Consider the following 20,626-nt stretch of genomic DNA (forward strand, 5'->3'; position numbering starts at 1 on the left):
CTGAATGCTTACGTCTCTATGGATGATGGCCTGCGAATTATTCCGCCCAAAACAACGGCCAGCTCAAGCGGTGTAGCGTCAGGGAAGGTCTTGAGGAGGTTCAGGGCGTGGTAGGCCCATTTCTTGCCGAGGCGTTCCTTGAGGGCGTCGAGTGAGTCGCAGCCGAGGATATGGGCGAGTTGGGCAACGAGCTTGCGCCACTCTCTGCCGGTATCCAGCCATGCAAACGTCTGAGTGACCGCACGCCAGCCCCGTGAGTAGCGGACCATGCGGGCACCTTTGAATTGCTCGCCCCGGAACTGGCTGCCCTTCTCCAGGTACTTACCGACGTACTTGGCAATGCCCTCAGCATTGGAGCGGATCGGCAGGAGTTCGCACCGGCCAAAGCCGTAGTGTCCGGCTACTTCTCGCAAGTGTGCCCAGAGGTGGCGCAGTTCAGGGGAAGCCGTGGTGGCGTATTGCTTGAGCAGGGCATAGAAACGCGCGGTCTTGCCGTTGGTGCGGTATTCGTTCTGACATTCCCGAAAGGCTGTGAAGTCAAAGCTCGTACGAATGTCCGACCGGCAGACAACGACCAGATGATAATGCACGGCCCCGCGCTTCTGTGGCTCGACCACAATCACCCACGCTTCAAAGTTCTTGCGCAGAATGTTTGTCGCCAGCGAATTGAAACGCCGTTGCGCTTCGCGGAAGTCTGTCACGTTATCGGCAAAGGTCAGCGTCAGGAAGCCCAGCCGCTCAATTCCAAAATGATTCGCCATGTACTCGATATTCTTTTCCAGCGCGAAGTTCTTCTTGAGTTCACCCTGAGTCGGAGGCCCGAAACGGCGTTGTGACCCGTCCGGCAGGTTGAGCCAGATTCTTGGCCCGTCCACCTTGTGAACCATCTCCGGCGGGTGTTGCCTCAGAGCATTGGCTGCCTCTGTTATTGAGTTGTTTTTCTTTAGACAAGGAAGGGCGGCTGCGCCGCCCTCGGGGCCGCCGGGCAGTGCGGGCACGCCCTCCGGCGTGCTCCGCGCTGCCTCGTCGTCCCTCGCGGGAGCTTGACAGCTACTCGTTGGCCGAATGTAATCAGCACCATTCGAGAGGTTTTCCGCTTCCGATGTTTGCCCTTCGCCGTGTTGCCGCATGGCGGGGGCTTTTTTGTGGGTGCTCATTGGGCACCTCCCCCGGTTGGCGGGTTAGCGTCATAGGCTGAGCCTAGAGCCAGTCCCGCCGCCTGTTTCCGCGCTTGAGCAAGCGAGCCAGAGGGCGCGCTGTCTTGCTCAGCACGGGGCGGCTCCCCTTCGACCCGACCAACCTCGACCAGTACGAGAATCACGCCTTACCCCCTTTCTGGTGGGAGCGCAGGACGTTGAGGATTCGCTTTTGGTGGCCGCGTGGCAGCTCAGGCCAAGCGGCAATGATCCGCGCTAATTCAGGCGGAAATCCCCCGTGTGGAGTGCAATCTGGAGTGCACTTGGCAGGGGTGCTTTCGTAACCCCCTGTCTGATGGCTGCTTAGTGAACGATTATCGCTGGTTCGATCCCAGCCCGGGCAGCCATTTTCAGGTTGATACCTATCGTGCCAGATAGCGCCTGAATGAGACTATCTACCTTTTCATCAAGCTTTTGCAAAAGGCCGCTTTCGTCCTTTCTTGTGTCACAATGTGACTGCAATTGCCCCTCTGAGCCGAAAGAGTTAGTCAAATCTTCAGTCAACGCTTTTGCCTCTTCTGTCGGACCGTCGAAGATTTCAGCGAGGGTCATCTTCTGGGCCAGCTTAGGCACGTTAACGTAGTGTTTCTCAGTGGTGCGGGAGTCTTTGTGCCTCAGGATCGCCTGAATCTTGGTCATGGAAACATCCCGTTCGGCCAACCAGTAGCCGAAGGTGTGGCGCAGGGCGTGGAAGTCCAAATCACCAAAATCATTGCGATATTGCAGCCCGCAACGCTTTAAATCCATCCGCAGTTGCTCAGAGCCGGGAATCCTGTAGTTCAAAATCCGGTCTTCGGGCTTGTAGTCGGCCGGGCGCATCTGACGGAGCTTTTCAACAACCTTGCGCATTAGAGGAACGCTTTCCTCCAGCCTGTTTTTGGAGTTCTTGGCGCGGACGATCAGGAACCGCTTGCGGCCATCGATAAACACGTCTCCCCAGCGGAGCGTTTGCATTTCGTTTTTGCGTAAACCGGTCCAGCGGATGATCCAAACCGCGTCCCGATAGTCGGCGCGTTTGGGTGGCTTGCCCAGTTCCATGAAGGTCTCAAACTCCTCATCGGACCACTCGCGCCGGAGCTTGCGTTCGTTGCCGCGCATTTCGCCCTTCTCGACGAACTCCAGCGGGTTTCTCTCAAGGTAGCCGAGGCTGCGCAGCCAGTTGCAGAAGGCCGAGAGGCTATTTTGATATTCGATCAGCGTTTTTACACCGAGCGGGATACCGCGCCGCTTGTCCATCGGGGTGCTTGAGCGCCAGTTCTCGAAGCCCACCGCCGAGATTTCGGAGATCGATTCCCACTTACAGTAATCGGTCACGGTCCTGATCCGGTTTACCGTGTCGCGGACATGCTTTTCGCTTCGATCTTTGCCGGTCAGGGTTGCGTTGTATTGGTCAAGCAGGGTCTCAACCGAGCGCGTAGGAGCACCCCAGAGGTGCGAGGGGATGGGTAAGCCCTCGTGGCGCAGTTCAAGGACCTTCTTGAACTCACGGAGCCGCTTTTCGGCGACTTCGTAGTCGGTGGTCTCCAGGGGGACGGCCTTGTAGCCTTTGCCTCCCTGCACACGGTAACGGCCATAGTAGTATTCGGATTCGACGACCTTGCCGTTTACGCGCCGTGTACGTTTGAAGATGGGGCGGCGCTTCATTTGCGGCCCCTTCGTATACTTTCGAGATACTGATCGACATCAGAACGCAACAGGCGGGCATGACCACGATCTTTAAGCGGCTTGGGTAACTTACCGTCGGCAATCAGCCGGTAAACGCTCCGGCGTGAAATCCCGAGAACCTTGGCGACTTGCTCAATCGAAATGGCGGTATCGGCAGCAATCATTGTTCGTCCTCCCGTTCAAGTTGGTCTTCGAGATCGGGTTTTGGAGCGGAGACGCCCCGACGTTGCAGCGTGATGTAGGCTTCATCCTGCGCCTGCTGGAAGTCGTTTGCCAGCTCTTCGTCTCGGCTGTACGAATCCAGAAAATTACGGACACTGGTATGGTTCGTTTCCAGTCCGTTTTCACTAAGCCATTTTGCAATTCCGCGATAGCTGAAACCGCGCTGGCGCAGAAGCACAAGCGTGCCACGATAGGGAAAAAGCATCGAGTCTTCTGTGACGCCGGATGCCTTGGAGAATAATTCTTCGGGTGATGGTAATCTACTCATGATTTCCACTATACATTTCCATTTCTAAATGTCAATTCATTTTGGAAATATATCATGGAAATCGGAATTGACCAAGTTTAGCCCATTTCGCTGTATCAACTTTAAGGGCTATAGTAGATTTAATGCCCTTGGATTAAGTCAATGATCTCGTCTGCAATCTCTTCAACGGTGTGAGTCGATGTGCTCCGCGCAAGACGATCTGCAAGGGACGGACTATATTCTATAATTTCTTTTTTAGTGACATTATGCCAAATAGGGAGGATTTCCTGTTCACCATTTACAGATCGAGTGACCAATCCATCTAGCTCATAGTTTGTCCATCCCTTAGAAAGAAATACTTTCGAAAAAACTACTATACCAAAGCGACTCTTTGCCAAACCGGTATCAATTTTCCGACGTAGACTATCACCAATTTTCAACTCAAACTCATCGTACCAGACTTTTAGGCCACCTGCCTGTAGAGCGAGAGCCAGCGGGCGAACTACTTCATCTTTGTCTTCAGACGCATGTGATATAAATACATCGAATTCTCTTGCATCGGCATCGGATGACTCATGGGGGAAGCCATGGACTAATGAAGGTACTGATGACAACGGAGCTTCATGCGCTGTGGGTAGAGCTTGTGGCAATTGTCTTATCGATGACCGAACGGTTCCTATGAGTCCAGCCATGTCAACGGTTATGTGCCATTGTCCTCCTCGGGGGACCTGAACTCGGTAGGGAGATCTCTTGACCAATCCGCCATAATAGGTATGTCGTCGTCCAGATTTATAAGCGTTGAAATTGCTAGAGTCCATCAAGCGCACATTTGCAGCACTTCCCTGAAGAGTGACCTCGATTATTTCCCCTCCCTTCATTTGACCCAGATTATAGTGTGTAAATTTCATAATTATGATATAGAAATAAATGGTTATGAAAGATTAGCTTCCCTGTTGTTGGCTCCTCTCATCATTTCCCCCTCCTTTGGTGTCTAAAAATGGGAGGTAGAGCTGCCCGGGAGCTTCAACTTCAGTGTTTTCCATTTCTCGAAGCTGACGAATTCGGCGATAAAGCATTTGCATTGCGGATCGTATATCTTCTCTAGTAACAACCGACGGATAGAGATCTGACGCCAATTCTTTAGGAGAACGTCGCCGTAATTTTAGTCGATAAGATTCTAAATCTCGAATACTTCTTTCGAGTGCGTCATGACGCTTTTGGGCGGACTCTAAACGTTTTTGTATTTCTTCGCGTTCTCGCTGTGCTTGAATGTTTTTTTGCTCTGCGAGATATGTCCTTAGCTCGGCAATTCTATTCTTTTCTTCAACCTCTCTTTGTTCCTGAAGTAATTCTCGGCGTCGGTGGAGGAATTCTGGCGTCGGTGGAGGAATTCTGGCGTCGGTGGAGGAATTCTGGCGTCGAACAATATAAAAAATATACAAATTTAGTCCATGGAGATAGTACCAAAAATGCGGATGCCGATATTAGTGGGATCCACAACAGGTGAAGTGTGCTCCAATATGACTGATGTATATAGGTAAGCCGCTCGACGATTGGACGTGGATCGAATAATAAGACAAGCAGTAGCTCCCAATTTGCGAATGGCCATACAAGTAAAAATGCACCTATAAACGGATGGGAAATCCTTTCTTTTAGTGGGCTTGTAATCGCATCGAAAGCTTTTTCAACATCCATGGCTTTTGTTTTGCGTTATTATTTGTTCCATATGGCGTAGCTTATCAATTCAGGTTGGTTTGACTCATACAGTTCGTCAAGTCTTGCGCATCCGTCTTATTGATTTCGTTATGTTATTCTATGGTAGATAGGTTTCTGCTTTTGGACAGTTATTGTTCATGTAAACAAGGAAAAGGGCGGGCGGCGCACGCTGAAGCGTGCATCCGCTCCGCCCTTGATCCTTTCTTTCCTCAGGCAACAAGCTCGGCCCGTGATAGGACCAGGATGTCGCCACGCATAGCCGTCTTGCTGGCCTTCAAGGTAATCGGCTCGTATTCCTTGGGCTTGGGGAAAGCGGTAACAGTGCCGTCTTTGAGCTGAATGTCGGTGCGCTGGACCGGGTCAAGGAACTGCTCCCAGAGGACAAGCCCCGGCTGGGTGGCAAGCTCGGTCGTGATGATCACGAATGAGCCTGAGCCGTCCTTTCTGCGCACAGCTCGGGCCGTCGTGGAAACGGGCACTCCGCGAACGAAGATTCCGTTGTTGTCGATTTTCACCTTATTGGTGGTCGGTTTGGTTTCTGTGTTGTTATTCATGATGTGTATGATTCGAGGGTTTCGAGTTGAAAGGGTTTGTTGATCTCGATCATGCCGCGACCGAGGTAACGCCCGGCCTGTACGAGCTTCAGGACTAACGAGCCTAGCAGCTCCCAATAAGGCACCTGAAGACGCAGCAACCGGTAGTGCTTATGGTCATCCTGAAAGAGTGCCCGGTGAGACCATCGGTCAATGCGCTCGCCAATGGTCAGGCGTTCCTTGCTTTCTTCTGCGTCCTGTTCCTCCGCTTCGAGATCATCCGCCGTTTCTTCGGTGGCTGGTTCATCCGCTTTGGCATCCGCTGGCGTATCCTTATAGAATCCTCGTGAGCTTTGAAAGATGCGCATGCTTTTTCGGTTGAGAACCCACTCAGGGATTTGCCCGCCCTTGCAGACGTATTTGAGCAGGTATTGAAAATCCTTGTTGTTGATCCGCTTGACGTTGGTTCGCCCGAGTCCCCAAAGCTGGTTGAGGAGTGCGCCGGGCAGGTGGCGCTTGGTCAGGAAAACAACATGGAAGTGTGCCCAGCCGTTTTTGTGAAACTCGACCTTCACGCAGTAAGGCGCGTCCATGCGGTAGCGTTTGCCTTCCCACTCGACCCCCTTGCGCAGCGCATAGAAGAGCTTCCGCAGGCGAGCGCGGGAGTAATCAAAGGCTGACTCCGGCCCGCCAAAGTAAAGTTGGTTGACAGTGAAGGTCAGGAAGAGACAGCCCGAGACATCGGGCAGGCGCGGAAGCAGTGCGGCCACGACCTTGAATATCCCGAGCGGGTGAAACCACGACTTGGGGATGTAGGGGGAGACGGTGCCCGAGATCATGCGTCCCCCTCAGTTGAGGTTTCCCGGGGGAGGTCATGGGCTGGGCCTAGAGCCAGTCCCGCCGCGCTTTTCCCGCATGGAGCAAGCGAGCTTGGGAACTCGCTGTCTTGCTCCCTGCGGCGCGGCTCGTCGTCGGCCCGGGAAACATGAATAATCGCCAGAACGGACCGCTTGGTTTCCCGCGAGAGATGCGGCCACGCCTTCAGGACTTCCGCCAAATCCCCAAACAGTTCGCCAGCTGTGACGGGGGACTTAGTCAATCTTTCAGTCAATCGGCTTTCGCCATTTTCGTAACTCTCAGGCTGCGAGTCGTTTAACCTGCCTTCTACATCTGGTTCGATCCCAGCCCGGGCAGCCATTTTAAATAAACACTTTGCGATGTGTTTGTGTGACTTAGCCGGCTAAGGCCAAGGTAACCCGCTAGCCAATCATGGTATTTCTGATGGCAGTATCCTTGATGCGCAGTAAAGAGCTTCTCGACTACACCCGTCTATATTATACATTTGGGAGTTAGCCTTACCGACGCCTGTGCAATGACGAAGCGCCCCACCCCTCTCAGCGTTTCCCGGCGATCCCCAAAGGCCCACTGATTACACTTTCAACCTTCATAAACCATGAGTGATATTTTCTGCCGACTTCGGAATGGCGAGACCGTCGCCTTCAACGACCCTGAATACCACAAGCTTCGCGACGCCTCGTTCGCCACAAAGAAGTTAATCGTCCAGCTCAATCAATCCTCCGATTCAGAAGAAATACGTGCCTTACTGAGCCAGATAACAGGCACGGAGATCGATCCAAGCACCGCCGTTTTCACTCCCTTTCAGATCAATTACGGCAAGCATACGAAAATCGGTAAGAACGTCTTCATCAACTTCGACTGCGTATTTCTGGATCTCGGAGGAATAACGATCGAAGACGGTGTTTTTATTGCGCCAAAAGTAAGCCTCCTCTCCGAAGGGCATCCCATATCCCCCAAAGAACGACACTCGCTCACTGTCGCGCCTATACTTATCAAGAAGAACGCCTGGATCGGTGCCAATGCGAGCATAATGCCCGGCGTGACGATCGGGGAAAACTCGATTGTTGCCGCAGGCGCGGTCGTCACGAAAGACGTCCCCGATAACTGTATCGTCGCAGGCGTCCCCGCCAAGATGATCCGCAGTATCGAATAAAGTCTGGTATGCGCGAGTGGCCATTCTAGAGCAAACATGGGCTTAGCTCGCTTAGAGCCTCAAACAACCTTCCGAAAGCCACTCCCATCGAGTGGCTTTTTTGTTGATCGGGACCCGTAAATGAGGGCGCATACGAGGGCGCTAAAAAATTCCTCTCTTGGTTAGACAAGTAGACTATGCTACCTTTCAGGGCCTCAACGCATTAATTCCGTTCCGAGCCCATGAGTATTGACCCGAAACCGAGTAAAGAATCTATCGCAAAGCGCAGTTTGGCTGAGAAACTGCGCAAGGCAGAGAAGGCTGCGCGTGAAAAAGCTATCCGCGAGCGAGAAAAATTTCGGGGCCTGCAGATACGTCCAACCGCTACCCTCCTGGACGGGGAAAAAGAAAGCCGGGAGCCCGGTGACCGGAACTGGAGCGGGCTGGGATTTGACATCCATCCGCACGTCACAGGCGCATCCGTCATCGTCCTGGTCTGCTTGATCGCATCCATCTTCTTCTTTGACGAAAAAGCCGACGAGGTTGCCGACGCCATGAAGGAATGGATCGCCACGACCTTCGGGTGGTTCTTTGTTTTTGCTGCAAATATTTTTGTTATCGCAGCGGCTTACTTTGCCTTCAGCCGCCTGGGACGCGTAAAGATCGGGGGAAAGAAAGCCCAACCGGAATTCTCGACCGTCGCGTGGTACGCCATGCTCTTAAGCGCAGGGATGGGCATCGGGCTGATGTTCTGGAGTGTCGGCGAGCCGATCTACCACTACGATTCGCCCTCCCCCATGTTCTCAAATGTCGAGGGCAACACCCCTGAGGCCGCCGAGGCTGCCATGGTGACGACCTTCTACCACTGGGGGCTGCACCCATGGGGCATCTATGCGATCGTCGGTCTCGGCTTGGCGTTTTTCGCCTATAACCGCGGGCTCCCGCTCACGATCCGATCCATCTTTTATCCCATTCTGGGCGACCGCATCTACGGGTTCTGGGGAAACGTCATCGACGTGCTCTCAGTCCTCGCGACACTGGCAGGGCTGGCTACGTCCCTCGGCCTCGGCGTTGCTCAGGTAAACGCGGGGCTCGATTATCTGTTCGGCATCGGCATCAGTGTCACTATCCAGATCATCCTCATCGTCGTGATCACGGGCATGGCCACCCTGTCTGTCGTAGCCGGGCTCGATGGCGGAGTGAAGCGACTCAGTGAGATCAATATGGGGCTGGCGGCTATTTTCATGGTTTTCCTGCTCCTGGCAGGCCCCACGATCTACATCCTCAGTGGATTCACGCAGAACATCGGTAGCTATTTAACCATTCTCCCTGAGCTAAGCTTCTGGACCGAGACCTATCGCGGCAGCGACTGGCAGGGCGGCTGGACCGTCTTTTACTGGGCCTGGTGGATCTCCTGGTCGCCCTTTGTCGGCATGTTTATCGCTCGCATCTCAAAGGGCAGAACCGTCCGCGAGTTTATCCTGGGCGTCGTGCTGATCCCCACCCTGCTCTCGTTTATCTGGATGTCGGTCTTTGGTGGGTCAGCGATCTGGCTACAGGCCGGAGGCATTGCAGACATCTACAGCGCAGTCTCCACCGATGTATCGACCGCGCTCTTTGCCATGCTGGAGTCGTTCCCCTTCACCACGGTCCTCTCGATCATCGGGATATTCCTGGTGACGGTGTTCTTTGTCACCTCGTCTGACTCGGGCTCGCTGGTCGTCGACCACTTGACATCAGGGGGCAAGCTCGACTCCCCCGTCCCGCAGCGTGTTTTCTGGGCGCTGATGGAGGGGGTTCTCGCAGCGGTGCTTCTGCTCGGCGGTGGACTGCAAACACTACAGACAGCTTCCATCACGACGGGGCTACCGTTCACGATGATCCTCCTGTGTATTATCTACACGCTCTACATCGGCCTCTCGCAAGAGGTGTATGTCGAGGAGGCCGTGAGCTCGAAGCTCAAGGAAGTCCGCGCTGACCACCGCCTCGACGAGGCGATCTCAACCGCCCAGCAGGAGATCATCGAAACCGTCTCCTCCGACACCAAGCCGGACACCGACAAGAGCGGAGACACCTAAGATGCGCTTTTAGAGTCTGCGCGCCTCAGGGCAGGTATCATCTACCTTACTCGTGTAACCGACAACAGGCACAGCGGATACGATCACGCCAAACAGGCTAGGTCTTTCTGAACAAGGCTCTGAGTCCGTCGTAAGCGAGTCGCACAATCGCTAGCTCAGCAGTCCCTGGCCGGCTCATCCAGATAGGCTTATCCTCTTAACGTCGACCAGTTCCGTTTTCCTTATGAAGACGGAGTTTGTCTCCCATGCCTTTTGCGATAGGCAGAAGGGGAAAGCCCATATGTCTTTTTAAATAGGCGCGAAAAGTAGAACTCGTTGTCAATGCCTACCTCCGAGCCGATGACACTCACCTTGTCTTCAGAATACCGGAGCAGCTCCGCTGCTCGCTCCATGCGCTTTCGGATGATGTAGTTGCAGAGCGACTCATCGAAGGCGTCACGAAAAAGCTGACGCAAATAATCCTTATGGACACATGCCATAGCCGCAAGCTCGTCGAGCTTGAGCGGCAGACCCAGATTATTGTCAATATAGTTTCGGATATGCTCTGGCCGAGTGAGTTTCTTGTGACTGCTTGATTCGTCAGCCAGGTCAAGAAGGTCGCAACAAATCAAACCGGCCAGCATATTCATGCGGTTGAGCTGCCATTTCTCGGTACGCTCGTGGTATTCGCGCACTTCCATAAAGTGACGACGCAGTTGAGGCACTGCCGTATACACCCCCGGTATCAGTAAATGCGACCACTCAGTTTCCAAAAGAACGCAGATATGATGGCCCGGTGTTTCATTTTCCACCCAGTGCGTCCCTCCTGGCTGGTAGACAAATACAGATTGGTCTTCGTACGGATAAACCCGACCGTCCTGAAACAGACGCCCACGAGCCAGGTCAGAATATACCACCTCCACATATTGGTGAGAATGTGGGCTGCAGCTTAGATTGGCCCGAACCGTACCATCCCAGGCGAAATGGCAGATGTTACGTTTCATGATAGATCAATGCTGGGGGTTAATTTCGGCTAATCTCCGGATTGTGCATTAACATCTCCACCCTGTCCATGGCCAATAACAAGCCTTATGATACTATAAACGGATGATTGGAACAAAAAAAAGTCACCCCTCCACTTTCACCCTAGATGCACCAAGCGAAGAACTGAGCAATTTCTTTAACGAGTTCGGCTATCTTATTTTTCCAGAATTTCTGAAAGCAGAGCACCTCGAAGCTATCAACAAAGAATTAGATGAGCACTTTAAGCCGTTTTGGGAGCACGCGCTTGAAGAGGCTCGTGGTAGCAACAGTAGAAAGACATTCGAATGCGACGTAATCCCCTGGCACCCTCTTGATGATGACAACCAGATTTTCATCGATCTGCTCCAAAATGCGGAGTTAAACAAAATCACCCGTGAGGTGCTTGGAGATGGCTTCATCGCCAAGGCATGTCTGGTCATGTACGCCGTGGGCGGCGGCAAAGGGCAAGCATGGCACCAGGACTGCCCGGACGAAGTTAAGGATGCGTTTAACCTGAACCGTCTTATATACACTCAAGACGTTCGTCACGAAGACGGCGCACTCGTCTTCGTTCCTGGTTCGCACAAGATGGGTCGCATACCGCCAGGTGAAGCCCAAGCCCCCATTGGGGGTGAAGTCGCGCTCTGCCCCAAAGCCGGCACCCTGGCCCTGCTGCACGGACATGTCTACCACCGCGTCACGCACAATCTCAACCAGAAGCCACGCACCTCCGTGAATTACCGTGCGTATCCGAAGGGTATCGACCCTTCGGTCAACTGCATCGGCGTTTATCGCAACGGGAGCGTGAACTTTTGCGACACGCCCAAGTACCACGACGGCACACCCGTGATGGACGGCAAGCTTTAGTGCATGCGCGTGCGTTTGAGCATCAGTTGACGGCCCGAATTTCGTTCGCCGTGGCTTGCTCTGGCATCAATCAGCCCGCCTGTGGAAACAGTGCTGTGTTATGAGTTCGTTTCATGGCCAGGCGTGCGGTGAACGAGGAGGTCTATCCTGTGTTTCACTACCCCAATCATGCATTCACTCACAAGAGATCGGGATCACAACATTCCATGAACGCTTGAGCATGCGAGAGCTTGAGGCGCCTGTCGCCGTGGCGGCGGTGAAGTAGCGCGGCCTGTTGTCGGGCCCCAAAATGAGCCCAGGCCGTTCCAGGAAATCCTGGACCGTTCTTGTACCATCCTGCCAGCGAATGGTGCGGGAGTAGGCATGGACGTCTTGGGTCAGGCGCCAGTTCACCCCATCATCAGACTGTACATAGATGCCTCCGCCGGGGTGTCCGCCGATGCCTCCTTTCACGTCTTTCATGATCGAGTGGTATCGGCCACCCTCAACCCAGACAAAGGGGTCTTCGACGTCGTCGCGCCCCCCAAAGGTCAGAATAGGCTCATCGCTCAGCCGCTGGTAGGGCCCGTGGTAGTCCTGAGCGCGACAGACACCGAGATGCATCTTGTCACCGCGGTAGAGCACAGACTTATAGAGCAATAAAAGACTACCGTCAGCCTCAACACACGGGGCGGGGTTGGTGACCATGAGACTGTCCCAGCAATCAAGGCGTGGCTCCAGGATGGGCTGGTTGAGGCGCGTCCACGGCCCAGTAATCTCCGGCGCAGTCGCCAATCCGATACGTTGGTTTCGGTGGGCTCGGGCCTCCCGTTCATCCGTTGAAATCTTGTCGAGCTTGATCGCTTCAGTGTTCTCGGCGACGCCTTCCCTGTGCTCTTTTTGTGTCCCCGTATAGTAGAGAAGCCACGTGCCGTCCTTTGCCCGAGCAATGGACGGATTATGGGTCATGCTGCCGTCCCAGTAGTCTGGTCCCCTGGCCGGCAGAACAACTTCCTGAAACACGTACGGGCCCTCAGCCGTATCTGAAACTGCGCGCACGACCTCAGAGTGCGTCAGCCAGCCAGGATTGAAAGGAACCTGTTTTGGCCAGCGGCTGGCAAACATGTGATAGCGGCCGTCGTCGTCACGGGCTACAGATGGACACCATACCCAGTAGTCCTCCATGGAGAATCCACTGTGTTTCGAAGCTGGCAGAAAGGAGTAGGTAGAAAACATAAGAGGTAAACCAGAAGGCGTTGAGGAACCGGCAAGTTTTAGCTTAATCCTCCGGCAGGGAGAAATCGTCACCGGTCTTCTCGATCCAATGCTGGAGGAGTGCTTTCATCGCGCAGCGCTTTTCATGAAAATGGGTATTGAACGCTAAGTTGTTCTGCTCGTAGGGATCCACATTCAGGTTGTAGAGCAACCATTCTCCGTACTGGACACAGGCATACTTCCAGCCATCGCGCGTCACCACGCAACGCCATGCGTAGCCCGACTCCTGATTTCCAATGAGCTGGAGATAGGCACTGTCTGGCTCCCGAGAGACACGCTCCTCATAGTCAACGCCTGTACGGCGGTGCGAGTAGTCAAAGCCCTCCATCCAGCTCGGCGTATCAATGCCACACAGGCCTAAACTGGTGGGAGCGACATCGACATGGTTGATCAAGCTTGGAGCGTTATCGCATTTCCAGTGGTCGTAGCGCATGGGCTGGCCACCCCCGATAAGAAACGGCACACGGACGGATTCTTCGTAGGGGACGCATTTCCCGAAGCGCCCCTGGCTCCCCATCTGGTCACCATGATCACTGAAGAACATCACATGCGTATGATTGATAATATCGTGATGCCTCAGGCAGTCCATGATGCGCCCGACGTTTGCGTCGATATTTTCGATTTGCGCATAGTAGCCGGAGAGGTCGAAGCGGGCACGAGCCTCTTCAGTCTGGGGCACATTTGGGCGGAGCGTCAATTGCTGGGCCTGATAGTGGCGATACTCCGCCGGAGCCAGAGAAGGGATGTGAGGCGGCTGCACGGATACGACCATAAAGAATGGGCGATCACCTTCCCTGCGCGCTTCGATCCGCTCCAGCGCCATGTCGGTCAGGCAATCCGTCTCATACCCGGGGAGTCGATAGTGGCTGACTTCCTTTTCGCCATCGTGGCCGTGCAGATAGCAGTCCCATTGGCTATTATTGTTGTCGTAGCCCAACCAGGTTTCGAAGCGCCCACGTTCATCGCGGGGGACAGTCATCAAGGCCGTTCGGCCCTCATATTCCTTAAGACCCGCGACATGCCATTTACCCAGGTAGATCGTCTCATAGCCTTCGGCGTTAAAGACATCCGTCACCATTTCATAGCTGGGATCGAGCCTGTCCTGGTGCCGTTTTACCGAGTGGTTATGCGCGTAGCGACTGGTCAACATACTCGCGCGATAAGGGCAGCATAGGGGGTAGCCGGACACGGCACCCGGAAAGTTTGCCCCCGCAATCGCCATGTTATCCAGATTCGGGGTGAAGACATTTGGGTCTCCATTGAAGCCAGTCGCCTGCCCGCGCATTTGATCAGCGATAAACCAGATGATGTTCGGTTGTTTTTTTTGCATGTATTCTCGGGTAAAATGACAGACGTAAAATATACCAGCGCCGGATGGGCTACCACAAACAGCTAGGCGCTCTAATTGTAGAGCACCCTTGACTCGACCTGAGCATGCGTTAGTAACCTGCATTGTTCAAGTTTGCTGCACCTGAGAGATTAAATCATGGAACGTCGCATCACCATCCGCGATATAGCCGAGGTCGCACAGGTACACTTTACAACGGTGTCAATGGCGCTGCGCGGTAACCCGCGCATACCGGAGAAAACGCGGCTCCGAATCCGCAAAATCGCCGACGAGATGGGCTACAGACCCGACGCAATGCTCAGTGCGCTCAGTAATTACCGCATAAACAGTAGCAAGCGTCAGCACCAGGCCACGGTTGCCTGGGTAAACAACTACCCCGAGCGTAGTGACCTGATGAAGATCGGTCTGTACCGCCAATATTTAGCGGGCGCCCAGACACGCGCAGAGGAGCTTGGCTTTCGGGTGGAAGAATTCTGGCTGCACCAACCCGACCTGACACGGGAACGCGTTACCACGATCCTGCGGACACGTAACATACGGGGCGTCTTGGTGGCTCCGATTGTTGCCGTGGATACCGACTTCGACCTTCTGCCCTGGGATGAGTTAGCTGCGGTTACTTTTGGCCACAGCTTGAAGAGCCCGATGATCAATCGTGTCATCCCCCACCAATACCACTCGATGTCGATGATCCTGCGTGAAGTACGCGCACTTGGCTACCGTCGGCTGGGTTTGGCGATCGATAGCGAGTTCGATCAGCGGTGCGACCAAAACTGGCAGGCAGCCTATTGGGTCTATTATCATGCGCAGCCCCTGGAAAATCGCGTAGAGCCATTTTGGTATTTTTCGAAAAAATTCAACACCTCCGATTTCAGTACGTGGCTAAAAACGCAAAAGCCTGAGGTCATTTTACCGATGGGCAGGCAGCTGCTGCCTCACTTGCGCGAACTCGGCTATCGTGTGCCTGAGGATATCGGAGTCGTCCACCACAATACAACGCCGGACGATTTTATCTCGGGGGTCGATCAGAACGGACTGCATACGGGAAAAGTTGCGCTGGAAACGCTGGTAGCGATGCTCGGCCGACAAGAATTTGGGGTGCCTGAAATCCCTCAGGAAATCGCGATCGAGGGTAATTGGATACCAGGCAGCACGCTGAGGAAGCAGGCCTGAACGCCTCCCCGCTTCGCAAGGTCGAGGCAGGCCTAAACTTCAGGCCATTTTAAGGCAGCCCCATTCGTTTGTGTCAGCAGGGTTCTGTAATCACGTAAACTGCTCACTGATAGTTGCTCTACTTGTATAGCAATGAAACCATTGTGACTCTGAATAATGTCTGTTCTTATGGTGGCCGAGCATCCCAACAGCTTCTGTATGGGTTCTGTCGTGGCCATCAATAACCCCCAAGAAATCATCGTTATGCATCACACCCCGAAACTTGTTCATTTACTCCCTCTGATCGCCCTTCCACTCGCATTCTCAGCGCTACACGCACAAGAAACCGTCTGGATCGGTGGCACAGATTTACTCTGGTCCACCGACGCAAACTGGGACACCGGAACCGCACCGGTCGGAGTTAACACAGCGCTGTTGAACGATACGACCACTGATCGCACAATCATCTACGACGCCGGAGCAAATTCGACGGTCGATGCGATCGAGATGACCCAGACCTCTGCTTTCACCAACAAGGTGAGCTTTCAACGGTTTACCGTCGTCAACCAAGCCATTACCTTATCCGCATCAGGCGGAGGGACGACCATCATGGCACTCGATTCGGACAGCGCAGGAGCTAACCAAACTCTTCGTGCCAACGGCGGTATCGACCTTCAAAGTGGTGGGGTCCTTGAGCTGAACTTTGGTGCAAACACATCATCCAGCTCCTACGTCCCCAAGGTCGTAGGCGATGTTGATGTATCCGGTGGCACTTTATCAGTCGGTGCCTTACCGTCCATTCAAACCAGTGGCAGTGGGCTGGCCACCGTGGACGGAAGCCTGTCCATTTCAAGCGGGACAATCTACATCGATAATAGCACAGACAACGGCAGCAACGGAGATATCCGCCTGACCGTGACGGGTAACTTCAACGCGACAGGCGGTTCCCTCGTCACCAGTGGCAGCGGCAAAGGACTTCTCCTGCTGGGGGGCACCTCGAATAGCTGGAGTGATTTCACATTTGATCCCAGCTATGGCGTCCAGCTCGGCGCTGAAGCCGATCAGAGCCTAACCGGGCTATCGACAACCAATGGCCTCATCTACCTGCGTGGCTCCGGCATCAAGACGATTGCCACAGCGACTGGCGCAACCATCGGTGATTTACAATTCATCAACAGCAAGTCAACCCTCCCCACAGCTATCAGCCTTAAGCTGGGCTCCGACATGACCCAATCCGCAGGCTCCCAGCTCATCCAGGAAGTCACGAACAGCCATGCAGGCGTCGCAGAACTGGGCATTGATGTGGATGGCCATGTCTTTGACATGACGCCGGCCACAGGGACCAGCTCCTCAAAAGGCACCGATGGCGTCTGGAGGCCCAATACAACGACGAGCTATGGAAGTAACTGGACGCTCTCTTCCACGACATCGGGTGGTCAGATCAAGGCGCTTGGCTTTGATTTCAGCGCACCAGACGTAACTGTGTCCGTCGGCTCGGGTCTCACCCTGAATGCCGCTGGCGGCGATGGCACCGCCAATAACCTGGGCTCGGGCTCGGCCTTAGACTCAGCTTCCGTGTTCCAGTACTCGGGTGGCGCCTCAACCGCCAATAAGGCTACCCTCACCTCCGGCCGCTCAATAGGCGAACTCTATGTCGAGAACGGCGCCCTCGCCATTATCGGCACCACCTTTAACGCAGCGGGTGGCATCCGGGTGGATGATGGCGGCGTGCTGGATCTCACCACGACGACCGTCTCCACCGACACCATAACCATCGAGGCGACCAGCACGGGCTCTGGCCAGATTGCGGTGGCAAGCGGCTACACCTATCAGGGAGACTTGCTGATTAATTTCACATCCCATGACGGCTCTACCGATGTATACACTATTTTCGGTCTGTCTGGAGGCACCAACGGCGACTTCAGCACGGTAACGCTCACGGGCCTTTATGACCTGTCATTGACTCTCGATGGCACGGATTGGACGGGCTCGAATGGCGAGTACAGTTTTGATTTCTCGCAGGCAACCGGCTTGCTCACGATTTCCGCGATTCCTGAGCCCTCAACGATGGCCCTCCTGGCTGGAGTCGCTGGACTAGGCCTCGCAGTCGCTCGCCGCTTCCGCAGGGCCGACTAAGAGCATCTGGACGCGCCCCGCGCCCCTTCACCATCATTGGGTCGTGTTGCACACAGCACACGGCACTCGATAACCTATCCGCCAGGATATGTACGGATCAGCCATCCCCGGGTGCATGCATGATTTGCGTCAATGCGTGCCGGGCACCTGCTTACCTTGAGTTACACTTGATCAGCCATGCCGCGCAGCCTCTTCAATCGTTATGTGCATGCCCTACCCGATCCCAGAGCCCGACAGAGAAAGCTCATGCCCATAGAAGCCCGAGTGCCATTAAAAAAACAAAAACCCAACATCCTTCGCTTCAAATAAAACCATACCCAAACTCAGCCCATGAAAGCTCATTTATACAGAATACCTATACTTGTCGCTCTTGTCGTAGCAGCACTCATTACCCCCATGTCGGAATCCAATGCCTATCGCTACGCTGACATCGACCTGGAGTTTGCCACCGTGGATAATGAGTCATGGAACCTGACCGACAGTGGCGTGCTGTTTAAAGAAAAACAGATCGATCACAACAACGTATCCAAACCGTACCTATCCAGCTGGACTCCACACGAGCCGGGGCGCAGTTTAAAATTTCAAATCAATCCACTCTCGCCCGATACGGGGCTTAAACAGAGAGTCGAATACTACGCGTACCGCAGCGCGCCCTTTGAGCAAACGATACACATCGGGTTCAGCTTCTCCGTGCACTCGGACCCCAGTGAGATTAAAAGCTGGGTGTTGATTTCTCAAATCCAGCAGATGGGGTACTTTGTCTCTCCATTCGTCGGGCTGGAGCTAAGGAACAATAATGGTCAAATGGAGCTCGTCCTGATCGCCCGCAACACAAGCTACTACTGGATAGACGGCTCAAATGGTCCGAATGGAGGGCGCATCGAGCTGGGCAGCTTCCCGATCGAAAAGGATGACTGGTATGATGTCGTGTTAAAGGCACACCCTGATCCTGATGGAGATGGCGTGATCGCCCTGTATCTGGATGGTGAATTAGTCGTCGATTGGACGGGGGCTTTGGGATTCCCGGAGGGTTTCCTGGGCAGGCCGTTCATTGAGACTTTCCAGAATGCCTTTGGAATCTACAGAAAAGCTCAAGAGGGAGAATTGATCGTATACATCGACAATTATCGAGTATCAGATGTCATATTCTCAGCAGTACCATAAACGGACAATACGCGGAGAGATGATGTGCGCAGCAAACAACGGTGTGGCCGACAAGTCTAGGTATGTGTGCGCTTAGAGTTGTACAAGATGTCCGCGATTGTCACCCTCTGACACGCTTATATTTCCCCTAGCAACTGGCCAATCCCGCATGAACAAAGGGACAATCGGGCTACAACCCGCATAAACAAAGTGGTGGGCGCTGCAGGGCTCGAACCTGCGACCTACTGGGTGTAAACCAAATATTTATTATTTATAGACAACATAAGGCATTGCATTTCACACCCTTACGACTTTACAAAAATCCGTGTGCGCTTTTGTGTGTGCTTTAGAAATTTCCAAGAGCCAATTCCGAAGCTCGGCGGATGTCGAAAATATTATTGAGGGCGTAGATCAGGGCGTCGTCGGGGTGGATGCCGGTCATGGTCAGGTTTGTGGTAACGTAAAGGGGCGAGTCGATCAGGTCGGGATGCCAGCCTGCGAGCACAGAAGCGGCGTTGACTTGGTCGGAGGCGGGATCCGTTTTTACAATGAGGATCTGAAAGCTGTAGGCAAATTGCTGATCGAGGAGCGGGAAGGTGCGAGGCTCGAAGCGAGGATCCGCGTCGAGGACGATATTCGCCTGCTGACGCAGCCGCTCGGCCAAGGCTCTATTCTCGGCGGTGTCGGGGGCGACGTCGATCTGGTAGTACACGGGAACGCGGCCGGCCGGTGGGAGCCTGCGGAGTTGGATTTCATCGTCCATCTCTACGATGAGGCCCTCCCTGCCGTTCTGCCAGCCGTCGCTGTATCCGTCATTGTACCCCGGCTTCCAGTCGGGTTTAAGGGAGAATGCGGCCGCGAAGATGCCACCGATGACAAGGGCACTCACAGCTACCGGGACAATGACAGCCCCCAAAGTGAGCACGAGAGCGGATGCAGAGGAAATGAGCTTTTTCATAGCGAAAATGCTTGAAGGTTTTAAGGCTTTGAAATATACCGTATCACATGAAGAATGCCCTGGCAATACTCGTTTTGATGCTCCCCTTTACGGTGTGGGGGTGGCCAGCCAAGGCGGTGCGGGTGATTGACGGGGACACGTTGCTCGTGCAACGGCTGGAGGTGGACGAGCCGGAGCCGGCCGTGCGAGTGCGTCTGGCCGGGATAGATGCCCCTGAGCTGAAAAACGACGGGGGCGAAGCGGCCAAGGAGGCACTGGAAAAGCTGGTAAAGGGGCGCGTGCTGGAGGTCCACCCTATCGAATACGGGAAGTACGGGCGACTTATCGCGGACCTGACCTTTCCGGATAAAAAGGGAAAGCCAGTCCATATCCCCGCCGTCCTGGTGAAAACCGGGCATGCGGTGTTGGTGGACTGGTGAGCGGGGCTCATGTCTCGATAGTGAGAGAGTAGCCTGCCCGAGTGAGGCGCTCCAGGAGGACGTCCCGGCGGGCCGTGGGGTGCTCGATCAGTAATGCATCAAGCTCTGTGGTGGTGATTGGCCGGGGGCTTGGGAACTGCTTCAGGAATGCCTCCCATGTCTGTTTCTCAGCCTCGGTCAGGTTGAATGATTTCGCGCGAAAAGCGTGATCGAAGCTCTTGCCCTCGGCGGCAGTGGGCTCGTGGAATGCTTCCGGGGAGGGCGGCTCCTCCGGCGGCTCGAATCGAATCGGGCGGTCCTTGTCGGGCGCGTCGGCCCACAGGATGGTGAGGAATGCGTCGATAAGTGTGTCCGCGTCCTCCCCTGCCCCACGAATGGCCTCGATGAGCTTGTGCTCGCCGGCGCTGAGCGAGGCCTCGGTCGGGCCGGGGATGAAGGGGGTGATGACGTGCGGGGGCAGCTCGTACTCCTCGGCCAGGTCGTCGATGAGGGCGCGAAAAAGCTCTTTAGCCTCGGCGGCATGCCCGGCACTATCGAGTGCTCCAGCGATGCGGCAGGCCGTCTTGACGGAGCAGGACGGCCTGAGAGCCCCGTTGATGGTGGGCACGGACACGGCGGCCATATCGGCCAGCTCCTGGACGGTGAGGCCGAGGCGGGTTTTGATCGTGTTAAGGGTGAGTGCGGTGAGCTGCATTCGCGAATG

At 54.5% G+C, this 20,626-nt stretch carries 20 protein-coding genes; 7 read left to right on the forward strand and 13 right to left on the reverse strand.

All coding sequences use genetic code 11. The features are described from left to right. Positions 1-8 precede the first annotated feature (8 nt). The 8 genes from K0V07_RS13310 to K0V07_RS13345 form a co-directional block, all read right to left on the reverse strand. Entirely contained in the window at positions 9-1,157 is a 1,149-nt protein-coding gene (locus K0V07_RS13310) for a replication endonuclease (protein ID WP_220621876.1), read from the reverse strand. Positions 1,158-1,499: 342 nt separating this feature from the next. Beyond that, positions 1,500-2,840, reverse strand: coding sequence for a site-specific integrase (locus K0V07_RS13315; RefSeq protein WP_220621877.1), 1,341 nt, complete (start codon positions 2,838-2,840; stop codon positions 1,500-1,502). Continuing rightward, complete coding sequence (locus tag K0V07_RS13320; RefSeq protein ID WP_220621878.1) at positions 2,837-3,025, reverse strand: helix-turn-helix domain-containing protein; 189 nt, start codon at positions 3,023-3,025, stop codon at positions 2,837-2,839. Before K0V07_RS13320 ends, K0V07_RS13315 begins: the two co-directional genes overlap by 4 nt. After that, the gene (locus tag K0V07_RS13325; protein WP_220621879.1) at positions 3,022-3,351 is read right to left on the reverse strand and encodes a hypothetical protein; all 330 of its coding nucleotides are present in this window, start codon (positions 3,349-3,351) and stop codon (positions 3,022-3,024) included. The genes K0V07_RS13320 and K0V07_RS13325 overlap by 4 nt, the downstream gene beginning before the upstream one ends. 119 nt (positions 3,352-3,470) lie before the next feature. Beyond that, positions 3,471-4,238 carry a DUF1883 domain-containing protein gene (locus K0V07_RS13330; protein ID WP_220621880.1) on the reverse strand — a complete coding sequence of 256 codons (768 nt, stop codon included), beginning with the start codon at positions 4,236-4,238 and terminating at the stop codon, positions 3,471-3,473. A gap of 33 nt (positions 4,239-4,271) precedes the next feature. Then, positions 4,272-4,772, reverse strand: a complete 501-nt coding sequence (locus tag K0V07_RS13335; RefSeq protein WP_220621881.1) for a hypothetical protein — start codon at positions 4,770-4,772, stop codon at positions 4,272-4,274. Positions 4,773-5,255: 483 nt separating this feature from the next. Continuing rightward, entirely contained in the window at positions 5,256-5,600 is a 345-nt protein-coding gene (locus K0V07_RS13340) for a hypothetical protein (RefSeq protein WP_220621882.1), read from the reverse strand. Continuing rightward, on the reverse strand, positions 5,597-6,418 hold the full coding sequence (locus tag K0V07_RS13345) for a hypothetical protein (protein WP_220621883.1): 822 nt from the start codon (positions 6,416-6,418) through the stop codon (positions 5,597-5,599). Before K0V07_RS13345 ends, K0V07_RS13340 begins: the two co-directional genes overlap by 4 nt. Positions 6,419-7,032: 614 nt before the next feature. Between K0V07_RS13345 and K0V07_RS13350 the strand changes: the two genes are divergently transcribed. Then, positions 7,033-7,590 carry a sugar O-acetyltransferase gene (locus K0V07_RS13350; RefSeq protein ID WP_220621884.1) on the forward strand — a complete coding sequence of 186 codons (558 nt, stop codon included), beginning with the start codon at positions 7,033-7,035 and terminating at the stop codon, positions 7,588-7,590. A 221-nt stretch (positions 7,591-7,811) separates the two neighbouring features. Continuing rightward, positions 7,812-9,647, forward strand: coding sequence for a BCCT family transporter (locus K0V07_RS13355; RefSeq protein WP_220621885.1), 1,836 nt, complete (start codon positions 7,812-7,814; stop codon positions 9,645-9,647). 221 nt (positions 9,648-9,868) lie between these two features. On the opposite strand, the gene K0V07_RS13360 is transcribed toward K0V07_RS13355, so the two are convergent. Further along, positions 9,869-10,630, reverse strand: a complete 762-nt coding sequence (locus tag K0V07_RS13360; protein ID WP_220621886.1) for an AraC family transcriptional regulator — start codon at positions 10,628-10,630, stop codon at positions 9,869-9,871. A gap of 103 nt (positions 10,631-10,733) precedes the next feature. Between K0V07_RS13360 and K0V07_RS13365 the strand changes: the two genes are divergently transcribed. After that, positions 10,734-11,516 (forward strand): phytanoyl-CoA dioxygenase family protein, encoded by a 783-nt coding sequence (locus K0V07_RS13365; protein ID WP_220621887.1) that lies wholly within the window; start codon positions 10,734-10,736, stop codon positions 11,514-11,516. Positions 11,517-11,690: 174 nt separating this feature from the next. Here K0V07_RS13365 and K0V07_RS13370 read toward each other — a convergent pair whose 3' ends face one another. Together K0V07_RS13370 and K0V07_RS13375 are read right to left on the reverse strand one after the other, a co-directional pair. Further along, entirely contained in the window at positions 11,691-12,731 is a 1,041-nt protein-coding gene (locus K0V07_RS13370; RefSeq protein WP_220621888.1) for a glycoside hydrolase family protein, read from the reverse strand. Between the two features lie 43 nt (positions 12,732-12,774). Further along, the gene (locus K0V07_RS13375) at positions 12,775-14,100 is read right to left on the reverse strand and encodes a sulfatase (protein WP_220621889.1); all 1,326 of its coding nucleotides are present in this window, start codon (positions 14,098-14,100) and stop codon (positions 12,775-12,777) included. A 156-nt stretch (positions 14,101-14,256) separates the two neighbouring features. Here K0V07_RS13375 and K0V07_RS13380 point away from each other — a divergent pair, with 156 nt between their 5' ends. From K0V07_RS13380 to K0V07_RS13390, 3 genes are all read left to right on the forward strand, one after another. Then, positions 14,257-15,288 carry a LacI family DNA-binding transcriptional regulator gene (locus tag K0V07_RS13380; RefSeq protein ID WP_220621890.1) on the forward strand — a complete coding sequence of 344 codons (1,032 nt, stop codon included), beginning with the start codon at positions 14,257-14,259 and terminating at the stop codon, positions 15,286-15,288. 156 nt (positions 15,289-15,444) lie between these two features. Further along, positions 15,445-17,403, forward strand: coding sequence for a PEP-CTERM sorting domain-containing protein (locus tag K0V07_RS13385; RefSeq protein ID WP_220621891.1), 1,959 nt, complete (start codon positions 15,445-15,447; stop codon positions 17,401-17,403). A gap of 330 nt (positions 17,404-17,733) precedes the next feature. Then, on the forward strand, positions 17,734-18,567 hold the full coding sequence (locus tag K0V07_RS13390; RefSeq protein ID WP_220621892.1) for a heparin lyase I family protein: 834 nt from the start codon (positions 17,734-17,736) through the stop codon (positions 18,565-18,567). Between the two features lie 325 nt (positions 18,568-18,892). Here K0V07_RS13390 and K0V07_RS13395 read toward each other — a convergent pair whose 3' ends face one another. Beyond that, positions 18,893-19,504, reverse strand: a complete 612-nt coding sequence (locus K0V07_RS13395) for a hypothetical protein (RefSeq protein ID WP_220621893.1) — start codon at positions 19,502-19,504, stop codon at positions 18,893-18,895. A 77-nt stretch (positions 19,505-19,581) separates the two neighbouring features. Between K0V07_RS13395 and K0V07_RS13400 the strand changes: the two genes are divergently transcribed. Then, complete coding sequence (locus K0V07_RS13400) at positions 19,582-19,923, forward strand: thermonuclease family protein (protein ID WP_220621894.1); 342 nt, start codon at positions 19,582-19,584, stop codon at positions 19,921-19,923. Between the two features lie 7 nt (positions 19,924-19,930). On the opposite strand, the gene K0V07_RS13405 is transcribed toward K0V07_RS13400, so the two are convergent. After that, positions 19,931-20,617, reverse strand: coding sequence for a hypothetical protein (locus K0V07_RS13405; protein WP_220621895.1), 687 nt, complete (start codon positions 20,615-20,617; stop codon positions 19,931-19,933). Between the last annotated feature and the right edge of the window lie 9 nt (positions 20,618-20,626).

The organism is Ruficoccus sp. ZRK36 (genome assembly GCF_019603315.1).
Taxonomy (GTDB): Bacteria; Verrucomicrobiota; Verrucomicrobiia; order Opitutales; family Cerasicoccaceae; genus Ruficoccus.